General features: G+C 36.2%; 19 protein-coding genes and 1 tRNA gene. 3 read left to right on the forward strand and 17 right to left on the reverse strand.

The window, feature by feature from the left end; all coding sequences use genetic code 11:
- Position 1: 1 nt before the first annotated feature.
- A complete protein-coding gene (locus tag LMB56_RS05270) occupies positions 2-292 on the reverse strand; it encodes a GIY-YIG nuclease family protein (RefSeq protein ID WP_020843055.1) in 291 nt (96 codons plus the stop codon).
- Complete coding sequence (locus LMB56_RS05275) at positions 282-1037, reverse strand: tRNA1(Val) (adenine(37)-N6)-methyltransferase (RefSeq protein WP_229283861.1); 756 nt, start codon at positions 1035-1037, stop codon at positions 282-284. The genes LMB56_RS05270 and LMB56_RS05275 overlap by 11 nt, the downstream gene beginning before the upstream one ends.
- 94 nt (positions 1038-1131) lie before the next feature.
- Here LMB56_RS05275 and LMB56_RS05280 point away from each other — a divergent pair, with 94 nt between their 5' ends.
- Positions 1132-1770 carry a lysophospholipid acyltransferase family protein gene (locus tag LMB56_RS05280; protein ID WP_003668200.1) on the forward strand — a complete coding sequence of 213 codons (639 nt, stop codon included), beginning with the start codon at positions 1132-1134 and terminating at the stop codon, positions 1768-1770.
- Between the two features lie 43 nt (positions 1771-1813).
- Here the strand turns inward: LMB56_RS05280 and LMB56_RS05285 are convergent, their stop codons facing one another.
- Positions 1814-2041: a YneF family protein gene (locus LMB56_RS05285; protein WP_003666855.1), complete on the reverse strand. Its 228-nt coding sequence runs from the start codon at positions 2039-2041 to the stop codon at positions 1814-1816.
- A gap of 73 nt (positions 2042-2114) precedes the next feature.
- Positions 2115-2366 carry a DUF896 domain-containing protein gene (locus LMB56_RS05290; RefSeq protein ID WP_003674333.1) on the reverse strand — a complete coding sequence of 84 codons (252 nt, stop codon included), beginning with the start codon at positions 2364-2366 and terminating at the stop codon, positions 2115-2117.
- A gap of 128 nt (positions 2367-2494) precedes the next feature.
- Between LMB56_RS05290 and lexA the strand changes: the two genes are divergently transcribed.
- Entirely contained in the window at positions 2495-3121 is a 627-nt protein-coding gene (gene lexA / locus LMB56_RS05295) for a transcriptional repressor LexA (protein WP_003666853.1), read from the forward strand.
- Positions 3122-3164: 43 nt separating this feature from the next.
- On the opposite strand, the gene LMB56_RS05300 is transcribed toward lexA, so the two are convergent.
- On the reverse strand, positions 3165-4322 hold the full coding sequence (locus LMB56_RS05300; protein WP_229283860.1) for a hydroxymethylglutaryl-CoA synthase: 1158 nt from the start codon (positions 4320-4322) through the stop codon (positions 3165-3167).
- A gap of 25 nt (positions 4323-4347) precedes the next feature.
- Entirely contained in the window at positions 4348-5016 is a 669-nt protein-coding gene (locus tag LMB56_RS05305) for a ribonuclease H family protein (protein ID WP_229283859.1), read from the reverse strand.
- A 152-nt stretch (positions 5017-5168) separates the two neighbouring features.
- On the opposite strand from LMB56_RS05305, the gene LMB56_RS05310 reads away from it, so the two are divergent.
- Positions 5169-5256: transfer RNA gene (locus LMB56_RS05310), tRNA-Ser, on the forward strand.
- 272 nt (positions 5257-5528) lie between these two features.
- Here the strand turns inward: LMB56_RS05310 and LMB56_RS05315 are convergent.
- The 11 genes from LMB56_RS05315 to LMB56_RS05365 all read right to left on the reverse strand — a co-directional run bounded on the left by LMB56_RS05315 (position 5529) and on the right by LMB56_RS05365 (position 15695).
- Positions 5529-5945 (reverse strand): hypothetical protein, encoded by a 417-nt coding sequence (locus tag LMB56_RS05315; RefSeq protein WP_229283858.1) that lies wholly within the window; start codon positions 5943-5945, stop codon positions 5529-5531.
- A 247-nt stretch (positions 5946-6192) separates the two neighbouring features.
- Entirely contained in the window at positions 6193-6483 is a 291-nt protein-coding gene (locus LMB56_RS05320) for a head-tail connector protein (protein ID WP_229283857.1), read from the reverse strand.
- 443 nt (positions 6484-6926) lie between these two features.
- Entirely contained in the window at positions 6927-8486 is a 1560-nt protein-coding gene (locus tag LMB56_RS05325) for a phage major capsid protein (RefSeq protein WP_267865204.1), read from the reverse strand.
- Positions 8473-9591: a phage portal protein gene (locus LMB56_RS05330; RefSeq protein ID WP_229283856.1), complete on the reverse strand. Its 1119-nt coding sequence runs from the start codon at positions 9589-9591 to the stop codon at positions 8473-8475. Before LMB56_RS05330 ends, LMB56_RS05325 begins: the two co-directional genes overlap by 14 nt.
- A gap of 15 nt (positions 9592-9606) precedes the next feature.
- A complete protein-coding gene (locus LMB56_RS05335) occupies positions 9607-11310 on the reverse strand; it encodes a terminase large subunit (RefSeq protein WP_229283855.1) in 1704 nt (567 codons plus the stop codon).
- Positions 11307-11789, reverse strand: coding sequence for a phage terminase small subunit P27 family (locus tag LMB56_RS05340; protein ID WP_229283854.1), 483 nt, complete (start codon positions 11787-11789; stop codon positions 11307-11309). Before LMB56_RS05340 ends, LMB56_RS05335 begins: the two co-directional genes overlap by 4 nt.
- Before the next feature lie 328 nt (positions 11790-12117).
- Positions 12118-12570 (reverse strand): HNH endonuclease, encoded by a 453-nt coding sequence (locus tag LMB56_RS05345; RefSeq protein WP_229283853.1) that lies wholly within the window; start codon positions 12568-12570, stop codon positions 12118-12120.
- A gap of 63 nt (positions 12571-12633) precedes the next feature.
- Positions 12634-13014, reverse strand: coding sequence for a phage head closure protein (locus LMB56_RS05350; RefSeq protein ID WP_182590295.1), 381 nt, complete (start codon positions 13012-13014; stop codon positions 12634-12636).
- Positions 13007-13144, reverse strand: coding sequence for a hypothetical protein (locus LMB56_RS05355; protein ID WP_229283852.1), 138 nt, complete (start codon positions 13142-13144; stop codon positions 13007-13009). The genes LMB56_RS05350 and LMB56_RS05355 overlap by 8 nt, the downstream gene beginning before the upstream one ends.
- A gap of 293 nt (positions 13145-13437) precedes the next feature.
- Positions 13438-14862: a DNA primase family protein gene (locus LMB56_RS05360; protein WP_229283851.1), complete on the reverse strand. Its 1425-nt coding sequence runs from the start codon at positions 14860-14862 to the stop codon at positions 13438-13440.
- Entirely contained in the window at positions 14859-15695 is an 837-nt protein-coding gene (locus LMB56_RS05365) for a bifunctional DNA primase/polymerase (RefSeq protein ID WP_229283850.1), read from the reverse strand. Before LMB56_RS05365 ends, LMB56_RS05360 begins: the two co-directional genes overlap by 4 nt.

Consider the following 15695-nt stretch of genomic DNA (forward strand, 5'->3'; position numbering starts at 1 on the left):
CTTAATTCCTCCGTAGTTTCAATAAATCGACACCATGGTCTAGTAAAAATTTTTCTTTTTGGCGGCGGGTTTGATGTTTAAAATAATATTCCGCACTCAGGGCATCATGCTTTGATTCAAATCCCTCTGAATAAATAAGCTTTAGCGGATGACGCTTTTTCACACGAGTATATTTTGCCCCTTGATAAGTCTGATGAGTATGAAAGCGCCGTTTAACATTGTTGGTAAAGCCACAATAAAAGCTATTATCCGCGCAATACAATACATAAATATAGTATTTCTCACTTGCCATATAATAACTCCTGAACCTCTGGAGTATACTCGTTATCTGCTCCATGAACAATTAATGGTGGTACTACTTTTACTCCTCCAGGCCGGCCATCCTTAATCACTTCAAGCAACAAAATATTCGCATCACGATCAGGTTTAGGATGAATAAACTGAATTTTTTTAGGTGCTAATCTATTTTCCTGACACACTTGCAAAATCTCACCTAAACGATCTGGACGATGCACAAGATACCCATGACCATTCATTTTTAATAAGCCACTCATCTTTTTAATAACTGTCACTAAATCAGTCGCTATTTCATGCCGAGCAATCGCTAAAGCTTTATTTGGATTTTTCTGGCTTTGGGCTGTAACTGGGAAATAAGGAGGATTACAAAGGACAACATCAATCGAATCCTTAGAAATATAATCATTAACGTTAGCAATATCATCATTAATGACAGTATACCGATCTTGTAAATTATTTAGCATAATTGTCCGTTCAGCCATATCCGCAATCTGTGGTTGTAATTCAACTTCAGTAAATGTTCCGCCAAGCTTATCGTGGAGAAAAATGCCGATCGCCCCGTTTCCAGCGCACAAGTCAACAATTTTTAATTTCTGTCGATGATTAGGACGCACGAAATTTGCTAACAAGACAGCATCTAATGAAAAAGCAAAATAATGGGGATTTTGGATTATCCGTACATCCTGACTATATAACTGATCAATTCTTTCATCCTTTTTTAAAATATTTCTGTTTTCCATTATGTCCTCCATTATTTTTGTACTTGCAAGATCCACTTTTTTTCGTCATACTGAGGAACGAAAACTTAATTTTGTTATAGATTGGAAGATTGACATGTTGTACACTTTCCTCGTTAAAATCGTTAATCCATTTTTAAATTTGATTAACGGACGACCTAAAATATACAATCGGGAAAACATTCCTGAAGGCAATTATATTATTATTGCACCTCATCGTACTTGGATGGATCCTGTCTTACTAGCGCTTGCCGTATGGCCCAAAAAATTTAGCTTCATGGCTAAAAAAGAACTTTTTAAGAATCCAATTGCTAGCAAATTCTTAAAAGCACTAAATGCGTATCCAGTTGATCGGAAAAATCCAGGTCCGTCTGCTATTAAAAAGCCGGTTACAATTTTAAAGAAGACTGACTTATCGACCATTATTTTCCCTAGCGGATCACGCTATTCATCTAAATTAAAAGGCGGGGCTACCGTGATCGCTAAAATGGCAAATGTCCCCTTAGTTCCTGCTGTTTACCAAGGACCTCTAAAATTTGGCCAGCTATTTACTCGTAAGCCGCGCCAAATTGCATTTGGGAAGCCTATTTATATTGACCGAAAGCAACGGCTCACCCCCGAAGTACAGGCTGACTTAGAAAAGCAAATGCAAGACGCTTTTGACCAATTAGATAGACAAATTGATCCCAATTATAAATATATTGTTCCTCCAAAGCCGAAGAATGATGAATTTTAATTTCCAATATAAAAGGATGTGATAATTATCACATCCTTTTATATTATTTACGATTCGACTTTTTAGCTTGTGCTTTCATCGCTTGCATCATTTGATGTAATTTACGACTTGATGGTTTTTGCCCCATTTGAAGCATCATCGTCCGCAGCATCTCTTCCGAAATCGGTGGATTATTGCGGAGGTAGTTTTCCATGTATTTACGTGCACCAAAGAAGCCGATAACCAAACCGACTAATAATGCAAGAATCATTAGCATGATCGTCATACCCACAATTACTTCCTCCTTTGCTCGTTACCTATCCATCTTACACGAAAGAGCAATTTTTGAAAAGAGCAAATCGCTGTTAATCGTCACGAAGTCCTTTTTTACGTTGGATTTCACGAACCTTTTCAGGAGTAACTTCTTTCCCTTCTTTATCAAAAATCCGCATCATTTCAATATTACTACGCATTGCTTCTCTAAAGTTCTTTAGGTATTCCTTACGTAAACGATCTCGTTCTTTTGTTTCTTCTTCAGTTAAACCTTCTTCTTTATTCTTATGAGCAAGTTCATTAATTCGCTTCAATAAAGCATCTTGTTCTTTAGATTCAGCCATTATAATCATCTCCTTAATAAAGTCGATTTTACTTATTTTATAAAATCAATGCAAATCGCGAACGTACGTTTGAAATATGCATCTATCTATGATAAGCTTAACACAATTAATGATAATGAGGTGTCAATATGGCAAAGGTAGCAAAAAATAAACAAATGGCCGTCCTAAATTATATTCACAAACAAGTTGAAGATCATGGCTATCCACCGACTGTTCGTGAAATTTGTAGTGCTGTTGGCCTGTCTTCAACTTCAACAGTCCATGGACACATCTCCCGCTTAATTGAACAAGGATTCTTACAAAAAGACCCTTCTAAGCCTCGAGCACTTGAGATTACACCCAAGGGACTTGATATTTTAGGTGTAAAACCGATTCAAAAAGAAATTCCAATGCTTGGCGTTGTTACGGCTGGACAACCAATTTTAGCAGTCGAAAATGCTACTGAGTTTTTCCCGATACCTCCTTCTATTCAAGATAATAATGATTTGTTTATGCTTACCATTCGTGGAACTAGTATGATTAAAGCAGGGATTTTTAATGGCGACCAAGTAATCGTGCGTAAACAATCCACTGCTAAAAATGGTGATATCGTTATTGCAATGAACGATGATAATGAAGCTACTTGTAAACGATTCTATAAAGAAAAAACACGTTTTCGTTTACAGCCAGAAAATGATACGATGGAGCCAATCTTCTTAGACAATGTTAAAATCCTTGGTAAAGTAGTGGGACTATTTCGTGATCATATTTTCTAAATAAAAAAGGAGTCCATTTTGGGAGGACTCCTTTTTTATTAGGTTATTTAGCTTTATAAATCCGTTGATGATCCTTTTGTCCTTTAAGAACGAAAGGCAATGGATCATTAGTAACATCAAACTCGATATCCCGATCATTCATTCCTAATTGACTACTAAATAGTTTTTCGTATTCTGCCACCGAAACCTGGCGACGATGTTTTAATTCTTCTTGAATATTATTCATATAATGCTCGTAGCCATCTTCTAAGATTCCTGTGTAGAACTCCCCTTCTGCACCAGAACCATAGCTAAATAACCCAATTCGGCTTCCAGCTCTTAAGTCACTATTTTGCAACAATGACATTAATGATAAATATAGGGAGCCAGTGTAAAGGTTACCAACTTGGCGCGAAAATAGCTGGCTTGCGGTTAATTGTGTTCGTAATTGTTGGGCTACCTTATCATTACGATCTTTGAGCAACCCTTCTAACCCTTTCTTTCCCATTTTAGTAAACGGCATATGGAACGTAAGGGCAGCAAAATCCGCTAATTCTCGCCCAGTTAATTGCTGGTAACGGGTAAAAGTTTGAAGGAAGAATTCAATATAAACATTAGTAGAGTATTTTCCATCTACTAAAGCTTCTGTTGCATATAACGGCCGCCAAAAGTCCATTATATCCTTGCTATAAGCGACAGTTGTATCTTCAAGGGTTAGGATGTGCGGGTTCTGTGAAATCAGCATTGCAACTGCTCCAGCTCCTTGAGTCACCTCTCCTGGAGTATTTAATCCATAACGAGCAATATCAGCAGCGATCACCAACACAGTTTCTTGAGGATTAAGCGCCACTATTCCCTTTGCAAATTGGATAGCAGCTGTTGCAGAATAACAAGCCTCTTTCATTTCTACCGTTCGGGTAAAGTCGCTAAGCCCCAATAAGTGTTTAATGTAGATCGCGCTTGCTTTTGAATTGTCAATCCCTGACTCAGTTGCCACAATTACTGTCGAAATATTTTTTTCTAATTCCGGAGTAAGCAATTTTTTCGCTGCCGTAGCTCCTAAAGTCACAATATCTTGCGTAGGTGGCACAACTGCCTGTAGATCCTGTCCAATTCCAATGGTAAATTTATTGGGATCTACGCCGCGTTCTTTTGCTAATTCAACAAGATCTAAATAATCATTTGTTGTTGCAAAAGCCATTCTGTCAATACCAATTCTCATTTCTTATCATCCTCTTGTTAAATAATTATAACTGATCCATCGTTTTATTTAGTAATTCATCGACCTTATTATTTCCAGCATTCGTTGCATGACCCTTAGTCCAATCAAAATGTAAATTAGGGAACTGAGGTAAAAGGGTAATAATTTCTTCCCATAGCTTCTGATTTGCTACCGGCTTGCCACCAGCGGTTAACCATCCCCGCCGCTGCCAATTAGTTAACCAGCCTTTCATAATTGGGTCCAGTACATAATGTGAATCCAAAATCGCTGTAATTGGTTGATCTTTGAGGCCAAGTTCTAATAGTTTAGTTAGTGCTTGGATTAAAGCTGTAATCTCCATTTTATTATTAGTAGCCCCAAATTCGCCAGCAGTTCCTGTATAAGCTTGATCTTTAGTTTGAATAAAATAAGCCCAGGCCGCTTTATCATCTGCCTTAACATGCTGCCCCAACTTATTGCCATGATTACGGGAGCCTCCATCAGTATAAACAAGAATACTATCAGAATAATCAACTGCTTTAGTCGAGGACACGGTATTTCCCGTAGCCTGAAGCCACTCATTAGCACCTTTAAGCGTTAAGAAGCTTTTAAACTTAGCATTTGGATACCCATTAACTTCTTTCTGACATTCAGCCCAAGTTTTATATATTCCTGGATGACGACCTTTTTTGACTGCATAATATTTTTTTACCATAAAAATCCCCTAATTAAATTTCAAATTACATCATATATTAGAATATCATATCAGCAAGAAATCATTTCTGCAAAATTATTAAATAGCCCTTTCCTTGATTGATATTCTCTTTACGCTTTACAATTTTTTTGTTACAATAATAAAGTTGAAATGGAGACATACTCAAGTGGCTGAAGAGGACGGTTTCGAAAACCGTTAGGCGTGTAAAAGCGTGCAGGGGTTCAAATCCCCTTGTCTCCTTAATACGTTTGCATTTAATGGCAAACAATATCAAAAAGCCGTTATATTAAGCTTTTTCAAAAATATTATTTTCAATAAATGGCAACTAATTGGAATTAATTGTTGCCAAAATGTTGCCACTGACAACATACCAATACCGATTGGGCACGTCCATCACAGTAAAATGTGATGGTTTTTTGTTTTAAAATAAAAAAGACGCTCTACTGTGAGAGCGCCCCTTATACAAAGATTTAAAACAAACTAATTATATCACATTAGCAATAACGAGTTGATTAATTATACGCTAAACTATTTTTCGTTTCGTCTGAGAGCAAATTAATATCATAATTTTTAGCAAATTCCACTAATGCTTGGTTTTTGAGTCTATTAAAGTTACGCAAACTAATTTTATATAAGTCACATAATTCTTGGCGCTTATACTTTTTGTTTACGATGTATTCACAAAGAATCGTTTGATACCTTTGATTGTCTATCTTATCAATAGCTGTTTCAATCCGATACAATCTATTGCTTAAATCCGCATGGTGTACAAATTTGTTTTCAGCGTAATTCAAGTTGCTATGGTTAGCTGTTACCTCAGCAGTAGGATTACTAATCAGTGTTTCTCTTACATTGAGTAATTCTAAGTCTTCCTTTATACGGGCATAGTCTTTTAATATTTGCCGGATAATTTTAATTTCTTTTTTCAAAATAGATAACCACCTTTATAGTGATTATTGGGTATAAAAAAAGCGTCGTGATAAACGACACTTTAGTGACTATTTGCAACTCTGCCGATTACTCGGTGAGCAAAGCTCCATAGTCAAGCTATTTTATTTAAAAGATACAATGGAAATCAATAAATCGAATGACTAAAGGTAAAAATGACAACTACCTTTCGTATAAATTATACCATAGTATGACTATAACGCATAATTAAGAATAAACAATACATAATTACCATAATTCACCACGTAATTGCTGAATTAAACTAACAACTTGATAGGGTGTTTGTTTCATATCCGTTGTGCGGTTACTATACCAAAACTGTACTAATAAGATAACCGCAAGCCTATATTTCTTGAACTTCATAAAATCGATATCATTAGAATTTGTAATTGCGCTCGCCACATAATCTTTAGCCGTATCAATATATGATCGAATCATTAAATCGTCTTGGTTTCCATCAATACGTAAAGCGTCTTTAATACTATTAACACTAACTTCTGGTAGATTACTATCTTCCATGTTTTGAATCTCCTTTCTTAATATTTAACTCTATCAATTAGTACATTAGAGTGTAACCTTGTAACCCACCCCTATAAACGTTGATATAACAACGTTTAGGGGTTACATTTTACTTTTGCGGGTTACGTTTTTGTTTTGAATTAAAAGTGTAACTTAGATGTGGGCGCAAAATTGCGCTCTCCTAATTCAATCGGCCGAAAATTCGGTTGATTACATCTGTCCAAAATTGGACACAACTTACCTCACCCCAATTTTGGGGAGATGTACTCAAAATTGAGGACATCTTTACTCAACGCAAAATTGCGCTCAGTTCATTCTTTTTGGCAGCCGAAAATTCGGCCATTAAGTTCGTGGCCATTCTGAACTGGTTATGAATTTAAATATAAAAAGCTTCCCGCATGTTCAAATTGACCACACAGGAAGCAAATATTTTTATTCAATTATTACTTGCTAGGTGTAGTACCGTTAGACAAAGAAACATTAATAGCTGCATCTGCTGAAATTGGTTGATAATCATTGCGTACAATTACAGATAAACCTTGCGCAAATTGGTCGAACTTATCCCATTGTGCGGTTACTTGGTTACGCCGGAATACTACTACTGCTTCTGCAATATCACCAATAATCATAGGGAACGATCCATCAGAATTATTAGGCATTACAACATCGCTAATCATAACCACCGGAGCGCCAAAGAGTGCAAAACCACTAGCGGCGGTTGGGTTAGGCTGTAATAAGTAACGTCCCTCATTGTCCTTTAAAGTATCAAGATAATTAAAGCCGGATTGGTTAACAAACCACGTCTTGTTCAGCGCTGGGTCAAGGTCAACGTTAAAAATCTTCTTCAAATCGTCGGTAGTTGTTGCCTTTTCTTTTTTGAAAGTATCACCAGTAAGAACATCCATAATATTTTTGTTATCAGTATTATCAACTAACTTTTGTAATTGATTTTTGACTTCACTAACAATATCAACAGCAGAATCATCCACAATTTCATTAGATAATGCAATCTTGCCGGCACGGGTCTTTACGTCGAATTTAACATCTTCAAACATGTTAGCATCAACATCCGCAATATCTGCTAATTCTTCCTTAGTGGCTAATACTGCTGTATTGTTACGTTTGGCGATTGGATAATGGCCCGAACCGGATGATACTGTCTTAACCGTCGCATATTGAGCAAGATTATACTTGCTATTCTTTAATTGCAATACAGGAGTTACCACTTCTTCGGGAATAACTGCTTGAACTCCACTTGTGGTTAAGCCGTCCCGTAATTCACCACGTGAGCGAATAAAATCTTCGAAACTCCGTGTAGCACTCTTAGTTTCTGATCCGTTATTTCCATCAATAATTGTTTTATCCATTTTCTCATCTTCTCCTTTAATAAATTGTTCATAGGAACGAGTGTTTACATTTACATTCTTCTTGTCTGTACTAATATTAGTCGAATCATAAGCAGGAACGGCAACTACAGAAACATCAAACAAATCTTTAATCTGGTTAATAGTTCGTGTAATGTTTCCTTGATCGTCTCTATCCCATTTATCAGCGCCATCATCAACATCAAAGCTAAATGAACAACTATCTAAATTGCCAGCTTGAACATTAGCAAAAACATCGTTAGCCGTTGTAGTATCCGGTAATGTTGCCTCAAAATGTAGCCCTTTGTCATCTGGTGTTAATTTCAACGTACCAGCCTTAACACTAGCCAATACTTTTGTATAGTCATGGTCATTGAGCATCAACACATTAGATAAATCAACACCTTTAAGTGCATTCGGTGATACTACTTCTTTAAAACCGCCTAAGTCCTTACTGGGTGTGTTCCAAACAATAGCATATCCCGAAAGCTTCTTAGGGCTTGTTTGCGCGGGTTTATCTTCTTGTGAAGTATTATCTTGATTATCTTCATTGTCGCTATCAGTGGGCGGCGTGACCTTTTGCGATACTGGTTCGTTTGCCCGCAGTTCTGCATTAATTGTTAATCTACGATCTTGCATTATCTTTTATCATTCCTTTCTGTATACTATTAAACTCATCCCCATTATCGACAGGTGGCAAACCTAACTTATTACGGGCTTCATTGCGTGTAAGTAATCCATTAGTATAACCATCTATCGCTTGTTGCTGAACAGTAGCAGGATCAAGGCTTAAAAGCTTATCAGTATTGAAAGTAAAATCGTGGCCTAATTTCTTTGTTAGTTCGCTTGTAAAGCAATCAAAGTAATGTTGTAAGGTACTTTGAAGATACTGTAGATTACTTTGTTGTTGATTGCTATGCTGGTTTTCTAGTCCCAGCCGTTCCACTGGTAACCCAAAAGCTTTAGCAATCTGTCTAGTCGTCCAGTCATTAGAATTAACTAATTTCAATACGTCTGTATTAAGCGATAAGTTATTAATATCCATTGAAGCATCAGTAACGATCGTATGAAGCGCGTTATTACCAGTAGTAGCCTCATCGAACTTCTTTCTAATCGCTTCTTTTGCTTCTGGGCTTAATTCTGCTTGATTAGATTTAATTACCGTTGTCCCATGAATTCCTTGATTGAAGAATCCTAAAATTAGCTTATTGCCTGCGTTTTGAATTGGTATTTCATCCCTTAATGCGTATAGCGGACTATAACCGGCTACCCCGTCTAATGTGAAATACTTAAAGTGGAGTATTTTATTAGGCGATATATCCCGCTTAATTCTCTTATTAGGGGAATAAGTATATTTAAGTCGTCCCGTAATATCATCTTGACTTACTACCATTTGATTATTAGGAATAAACCTTAATGTATGATTAGGTAATATTTCAGCAAATGAATTTCCGTTTAGCAGCATATTAGTAGCTAACGCAAACTTAAAATGGTAACCGTCCATAGTGTCGTTAGGTGCTATGTTCAACATTTTATTAATTACATCTACATCACACTGAACAGGGTTAGAAGCAATATCGCTAGCAATAATATTAATTGCAGTAAATACATCACTATTACGTAAATTGCTAGGTGATACATATGTATAAGGATCATCACTTGAAATACTGACTAAAGCATCTAGCACAGGATCGCCATTATTTGCTGCTGTCTTTTTAGCAAACCAATTATTAACCCAACTCATTTAAAAATCACCTCCTTAAAATGTAAATTTATCGCTAGTATAGTAATCATTAGCATTTGTAACCTGCTCATGTTCATTGAAATAATTTCTAGCGATCACATAAGCATTCATAAGGGCGGCGGCCGGATCAATCCTACTATTTGAGTTACGACTTTTCTTTTGCAGTTGCCACCCGTTATTATCTTCTTTAATCCGAGCATTAATCATTGAATATCTAAGCAATCTATTATCACTATGAACAATTTTCTTTTGAAAAAGATTATCCCTAAACTCTCTTGTAGGGACGTTAAGTGTTAATGTTCCTTGCCTTATTTCGATTAAAGGAATGTTTGGAAATTCTCTTTCACACTTGGCAATAATATTGTTAAAATTCCAAGGATCATAACAGATAGCTTTTACATTCCAATTATTGGCTTCTATAAGCTTGCGCAAATAATCAAAAACATCGTCTATATCAATAACTCCACTGTCCAAAGTAGTAATTGAGCATTCTTTACGTTTTTCACCAGTTCGGTAATCAAAACCATCTCGCTTTATCTTTTGATCCAGCCCGTATTTAGTGCCAACAAAAGAATGTGAATCAACATAAAAACGGCTACCAATTGGAATAATCCAACTAATCGCCGTTAAATCATTTGTTTTACTCATATCAAAGCCAATATAAACATCTTGCCCAATTATATTTGGCTTTTCTATTTCTGTTTTATCCCAATCGTCAACGCTAATATAAGAATTATCCGCCGCTTGCAACCACATATTAAAATTCTTAGTTAATACGGGTATTAAATCATCCTGCGCAATTCCTAAATTAACATCGTCTTTAATCTTAGAGGCCATCCGCTTTTCTATAGTTGGGATTTCAAAAATAGGGTTCGCCTTTATCCAATTCTTAGGCTTTGTAACCTCATTTCGATTGTCTAGCTCCCATATTGCTATAAAATATCTATCAGCTCGTTTCTTACCGGCTAATACGTCACTTAACATCTGATACTCTGCATACATAGGAACATTCAAATCTAACCCACTAGTTGAAATAATCAATAGTAGACTATTAGGCTCTTGAGCTTGACCAGACTTTAACACATCATATACTTTTCTATCTTTTGCAGCTGCATACTCATCAAGAATAATAGTTGTACCAGCATAACCATCAAGGGTATTTGTATCACTGGCTAATGCTGTCGCAAAACTATCAGTGGGTAAGTCCGTAATACGTTCTTTTTGTACTTTTATCCGGTGACGTATCAACCGGCTAGACTTCTGAACCTGTCTCAGACTACTTGAAAGCATATCATAACCTAACTTAGCCTGTTTCAGTGCGTTAGAAACGAAAAGAACTTGTCTATTTTTAGCTGGTTTTTGTTCCATCATTAATCCAATAGCAGCTAATGAAGCCGCTAGGTAAGTTTTGCCAGATTTTCTCGCCATGCTAACCATTCCTTGAGTATAACGTCGTTCGCCCGTTTCCTTAACACGCCAACCATATAATTCACTAACAATCCATTCTTGATATTCCGCTAGTTTGAATTTACCCCCGTTAGTAAGTGGCAGCATTTGAACAAACTGACAAGCCTTGTGCGCCATTTTCTCATCGTAATAATAAGGAAAATCATTGGATTTTGAACGCTCTAAATCATTCTTAAAACGTTGGCAAGCTTGTTGTATTTTTCTTCCTGCTGTTATCTTCCCAGATAGCACATCATCAACATACCTAATCACCCAGCTTCACCTTCTAGGAAATTAGCGAACGGATCATCTGGTTCTTTTTGTTGAACTTTCTGATTTTCGATTTTAGCACGGCTGGAAATGGTTAATCCGAAGTCATTAGCAATCGAACGCATATTTTTAATTGCTTTATCTTGCATTGTAAAATAAGGATTTGCCTTATCAATTCCTTTGTCTGTTGTGATACATAATCCATCTTTGATAATATGCTCTTGGCAATCATGAACCGTTTGAGCAAGTAAACAATAGTTAATTAGTTGGCTACGATCTAGGTTGCTGGCTGGTGTATGCTTCTTTAATAAGGGAACAATTCTCAACCACTCCTTACGAGCGTAACCTTGTAATTCATTGGGAGTTTCATCATCAATAGAATCATAATTATTCTCAAGATTATTTTGGACTTCTTCACGATCTGCTAATTGTGATTTAGTCCAGTGACCTTTTAGATTGTCTACTGATTTTATATTAGCCATGTAATTTCACCACCTTTATTAGACAAAAAAAGACCGAACCCAAACGAGCCCGGTCTTTAAATGTACCCAATAATCTTTATTATACTAATATTATAGCTTTTTTCAGCAAAAAAGGCAAACGAACGTTCTGATAAAAATTATGCGACTTCGCACAATTTCAGTGTTATAATATTATTAATCATAAAACTTGCTAAAGCGCATGGAATTTTTAGTTCTGTGCGCTTTTTATATTGGATTTAGAAAAAAACTAATAAAATTGGAACTTTATGCAAAGAAAAGTGGATGTGCCGCTCTTCTTGGCAAAAGCATAGCCCCCCTATATTGATTTTTAGCGCTGTGATCTGTCTGTTTGGCTCTCGCGGCGCTTTTTTCGTGCTTGCTTCTGTTTCCATGTCTTGCGGTTGTGACAAGCATAGCACAGCGTTTGTAGGTTGTTTGCGTCTAGTCGCTTGCTCCAATCATCCCTTATTTCTGTTATATGATCGACAACATCACCTTTTCGCATTCTTCCTTGTGCCTCACAGCTTGCACAGAACGGGTGAAGCATTAACCAATGGTGGCTTAGCTTTCGCCACTGCGTACTACGATAGAATAGTTGGTACTTGCCTTCACGGTCACTGTGGGTTCGCTTATAATATATTGACTTGTTGAACTCGTGTCGTTGTTCTTGGTTAGCATAAGTGACCGGCTTTCTATAATCATGCTTATTACAATAGCGTTGATCATATGGTATTACTTCACTACATCCTGGGTGATTGCATACATGCATTGGCTTACTCATTTAATTACCTCCAAACTAAAAGGGCGTCGCAATTACCGACACCCTTAATATTTACTTGCCATCTTAGTATGGGATTAGTTTACTTGTATCGCTTGGTATACGTTTAGGAAAGCTATTATCCCGCTTTAATGATATTGTATCAAAAGCATTAAGGCGATCATCACTGCTAATTGCTACGATCTTATAATTAACATTCTTATAACAAACTAGAATCTTGTTACTGTTAACGTTAGGATTGTGGCGAATGACAATAACCATATCTACATCAACGTGTGTTCCCAAGTTATCATATGTTTGCGTTTGAGTATTGGTATATTCACCACACCAAACACTAAACTGTGGAACAAAGTATTCAACTCGTCCATTGTAATTATTAGCTTTGAATGACTGTGTGACACCAAACTCTGCTTTAGCTTTCATTCTGGTTATATCATAATTAAGCATTATCTAAATCCCCTTCTAATACTTCATAAAGCATAACTGGCGTGGCGTAACAAATATGGTGTGGATTAACTAGAAAATTACCTTCCCATGTTGCATATATCTCCGTACGCCGTTTATATTCTCTAACCATGACAAGCGAATCTTTCGAGAACTCGTCTAGTTTTTCTGATCCGTCTGTATCCGTGTAATAAACTTGCCGTTATCCATCGCTAGTTTGAATAGGAGTATTTTCTTTTTTGCTTTTTTATTTTGATTGAATACTGGCATTGTTATAGTCCTTTCTCGTAATCTATTAGACTTATTAGTGCATCAAAGCGTAACCTTGTAACCGTACCTTATAAACGTTGGTATAACAGCGTTTAGGGGTTACATTTTACTTTTTGAGGTTACGTTTTTTACTTGAATTAAAAGTGTAACCTCTATCTAATCAGATAGTAATTTCAGACCTCTATACCCTCTGAAGGTTTTACCATCAATCTTTTTTGAAGCTTTGGGGTTAATTCCGTGTTTTTGCAAGTTATTATTAAATTTCTGTTTGCCCAACGGATGAGCGCCCTCACTAGCACAGAACTCCTTGTAATTGTCATAAACGTATACATTCTTTTCAAATGCTTTTGTGTCGGTGGTATCACATCTTTCATCTAGCCATCTAGCTACTAAGTCATTACTAATAACCCAATTATGTAACGATGTTTGCATACTATCAGTAGTAGGAAAGCCCCACTTATCTAATTGACCCGGATAATCATTTTCTAATAGTTTTTTGAATAGCTGCATACATTCATAGGCAAAAGCCCCACGTTCTTTATTAATAACATCAAATGAGTATTTATTATTGAAGTCTTTAATTTTATATACTTCAACAATAAGTGGGCGTCTAATGAATCCATCAGTAAAATCATTAAATACTGGTAAGCTGTTAGCGCTAAATATTAATTTAGCATGATTAACAAACTCAAACGGATCTTTATTCTTAAATTGTCCTGTAATAGCATCCCCACCAGTCAAACCCTTTAGCATGCTAGTTTGTTCCATGAAACCATCGCCAATATCGGCGAAATAGTTTAAATCTTTTTGATATAGCTTTGAGGTTAGAAACTTACCGCTTGAACGGTCTACTAAATCAGCTAAATCTACGTTTGATGTATTACTTGCACCGACTAACGAACGTAAGTAATTGAGAATTGTTGATTTTCCATCGCCACCTTTACCGTGAAGGATCATGAACTTTTGAAAATCTTGATAGGTACGGGCAAACATGTAGCCAATATAAGTTTTAACCACATTAGCAGCTTCTTTACTACCAAAACTTTCTTCAAACCATCTATTAGTAACTGGTGCATCCCCGTTAACTTCTAAATTATAGTTGTGGCCTTGTAAGATGTAATCATCAGCAGAATTAGCTTTCATTGAACCGTCTTTAATGTTGTATGATCCATTCTTAAAGCTAACTAAGTAAGGATTGCTATTATCAAATGGATTTTCGTTATTCTCTGAGGTAGCCATAATTGTGACTAATGTTTTAGTGTTTCCGTAAAGTCCTAATTGCCATTTATTAACTTTAATTAGATTTTTAGCAATAATCTTTTCTAAGTGGGTTTTAGTATCCGTTAACCAGTATCCATTTTCTTTATCGTACCAATAACCATCTTGGCTAAACTTATTATTAACCATCGGATTTTCTTTAATAATCGTTTTAGCAAATAAAACTACATTAACTTTCTTTTTATCGTCGTCATCACGGTATAACCAAATAGGAGTTACTTTTTCTGCATCTTTAGTTATTTCATCATCTCGCTTGTTCGCTAAGTCTTTGTATTCATTGGGTATATCTTTAATTGTCATCATTTATAATCTCCACTTCTTTTTAAGATTGAACCAAAAATATTATTTACTTCATTGTCTGGTAAAGGGGATGTGAAGTTACTATTAGCGTAATCGAGCAAATTATAGATTGTGTCACTATTCGCCCCTGTACGTACTAATTTACCCATCAAATGTGTTAAGTAATTATTGCGATCACCTTTGTTTGCTCCTTGCACCAATTCATCAAGGAGCTTTCCCGTCCAAGTCTTACGGGTCGGTGACGTCCTAATGTTTTTCGTGGCGCAATTTTGCGCTGCCATCGGGGATGTTCTATAAGCAGCGAGTTCAATAATCCAATCGGGCAACGGTTGAACATTCTCACGGCTTAATGTTTGATACCCTTGATACTGTGGCATATACCACTTGTTAATTTCTGAAATATAACTAGGAGCAATTACAACTTTACCCGTTAGAAGTTCAACACCCGGCATTAATTGAATATCTTTATTTCCTAAATCATGATTAAGATTATAGAAAATATGTATACCACCACGTGGGGTTAATTCTGTGTAGGTTTTTAATGAATCCATGTAGGTATTGCCATGATCCATTAAATACTGACTATAATTTTTCACTCCATTAATACCATTGCCGTGATAATCTAAATCAATAACCGCTAAACCACTAGCTTGTAAATTAAGCGCTAAATTATAGCTTGAATCATATTCAAACCAGTTCATAATAGTAGCTTTGTCGCTAGTTGCATCATGTTCGCCGTGCATTCCCTTAACAGGTATCTTAGTACCAGCAGTTAGGGGATAAACCTTAAAACCACAAGCGGCAAGTACTAAGGCTGTATCTAATTTCTTATTCAT

This window comes from Limosilactobacillus reuteri (assembly GCF_020785355.1).
Taxonomy (GTDB): domain Bacteria; phylum Bacillota; class Bacilli; order Lactobacillales; family Lactobacillaceae; genus Limosilactobacillus; species Limosilactobacillus reuteri_I.

Coding starts and splice junctions, on each gene's coding strand:
- LMB56_RS05275 (WP_229283861.1), bottom strand. CDS start 1,037: ATGGAAAACAGAAATATTTTAAAAAAGGATGAAAGAATTGATCAGTTA.
- LMB56_RS05350 (WP_182590295.1), bottom strand. CDS start 13,014: ATGCTTAATTATGATATAACCAGAATGAAAGCTAAAGCAGAGTTTGGT.
- lexA (WP_003666853.1), top strand. CDS start 2,495: ATGGCAAAGGTAGCAAAAAATAAACAAATGGCCGTCCTAAATTATATT.
- LMB56_RS05270 (WP_020843055.1), bottom strand. CDS start 292: ATGGCAAGTGAGAAATACTATATTTATGTATTGTATTGCGCGGATAAT.
- LMB56_RS05290 (WP_003674333.1), bottom strand. CDS start 2,366: ATGGCTGAATCTAAAGAACAAGATGCTTTATTGAAGCGAATTAATGAA.
- LMB56_RS05345 (WP_229283853.1), bottom strand. CDS start 12,570: ATGAGTAAGCCAATGCATGTATGCAATCACCCAGGATGTAGTGAAGTA.
- LMB56_RS05325 (WP_267865204.1), bottom strand. CDS start 8,486: ATGCAAGATCGTAGATTAACAATTAATGCAGAACTGCGGGCAAACGAA.
- LMB56_RS05330 (WP_229283856.1), bottom strand. CDS start 9,591: ATGAGTTGGGTTAATAATTGGTTTGCTAAAAAGACAGCAGCAAATAAT.
- LMB56_RS05320 (WP_229283857.1), bottom strand. CDS start 6,483: ATGGAAGATAGTAATCTACCAGAAGTTAGTGTTAATAGTATTAAAGAC.
- LMB56_RS05280 (WP_003668200.1), top strand. CDS start 1,132: ATGTTGTACACTTTCCTCGTTAAAATCGTTAATCCATTTTTAAATTTG.
- LMB56_RS05365 (WP_229283850.1), bottom strand. CDS start 15,695: ATGAATAAGAAATTAGATACAGCCTTAGTACTTGCCGCTTGTGGTTTT.
- LMB56_RS05340 (WP_229283854.1), bottom strand. CDS start 11,789: ATGGCTAATATAAAATCAGTAGACAATCTAAAAGGTCACTGGACTAAA.
- LMB56_RS05305 (WP_229283859.1), bottom strand. CDS start 5,016: ATGGTAAAAAAATATTATGCAGTCAAAAAAGGTCGTCATCCAGGAATA.
- LMB56_RS05355 (WP_229283852.1), bottom strand. CDS start 13,144: ATGGTTAGAGAATATAAACGGCGTACGGAGATATATGCAACATGGGAA.
- LMB56_RS05300 (WP_229283860.1), bottom strand. CDS start 4,322: ATGAGAATTGGTATTGACAGAATGGCTTTTGCAACAACAAATGATTAT.
- LMB56_RS05360 (WP_229283851.1), bottom strand. CDS start 14,862: ATGATGACAATTAAAGATATACCCAATGAATACAAAGACTTAGCGAAC.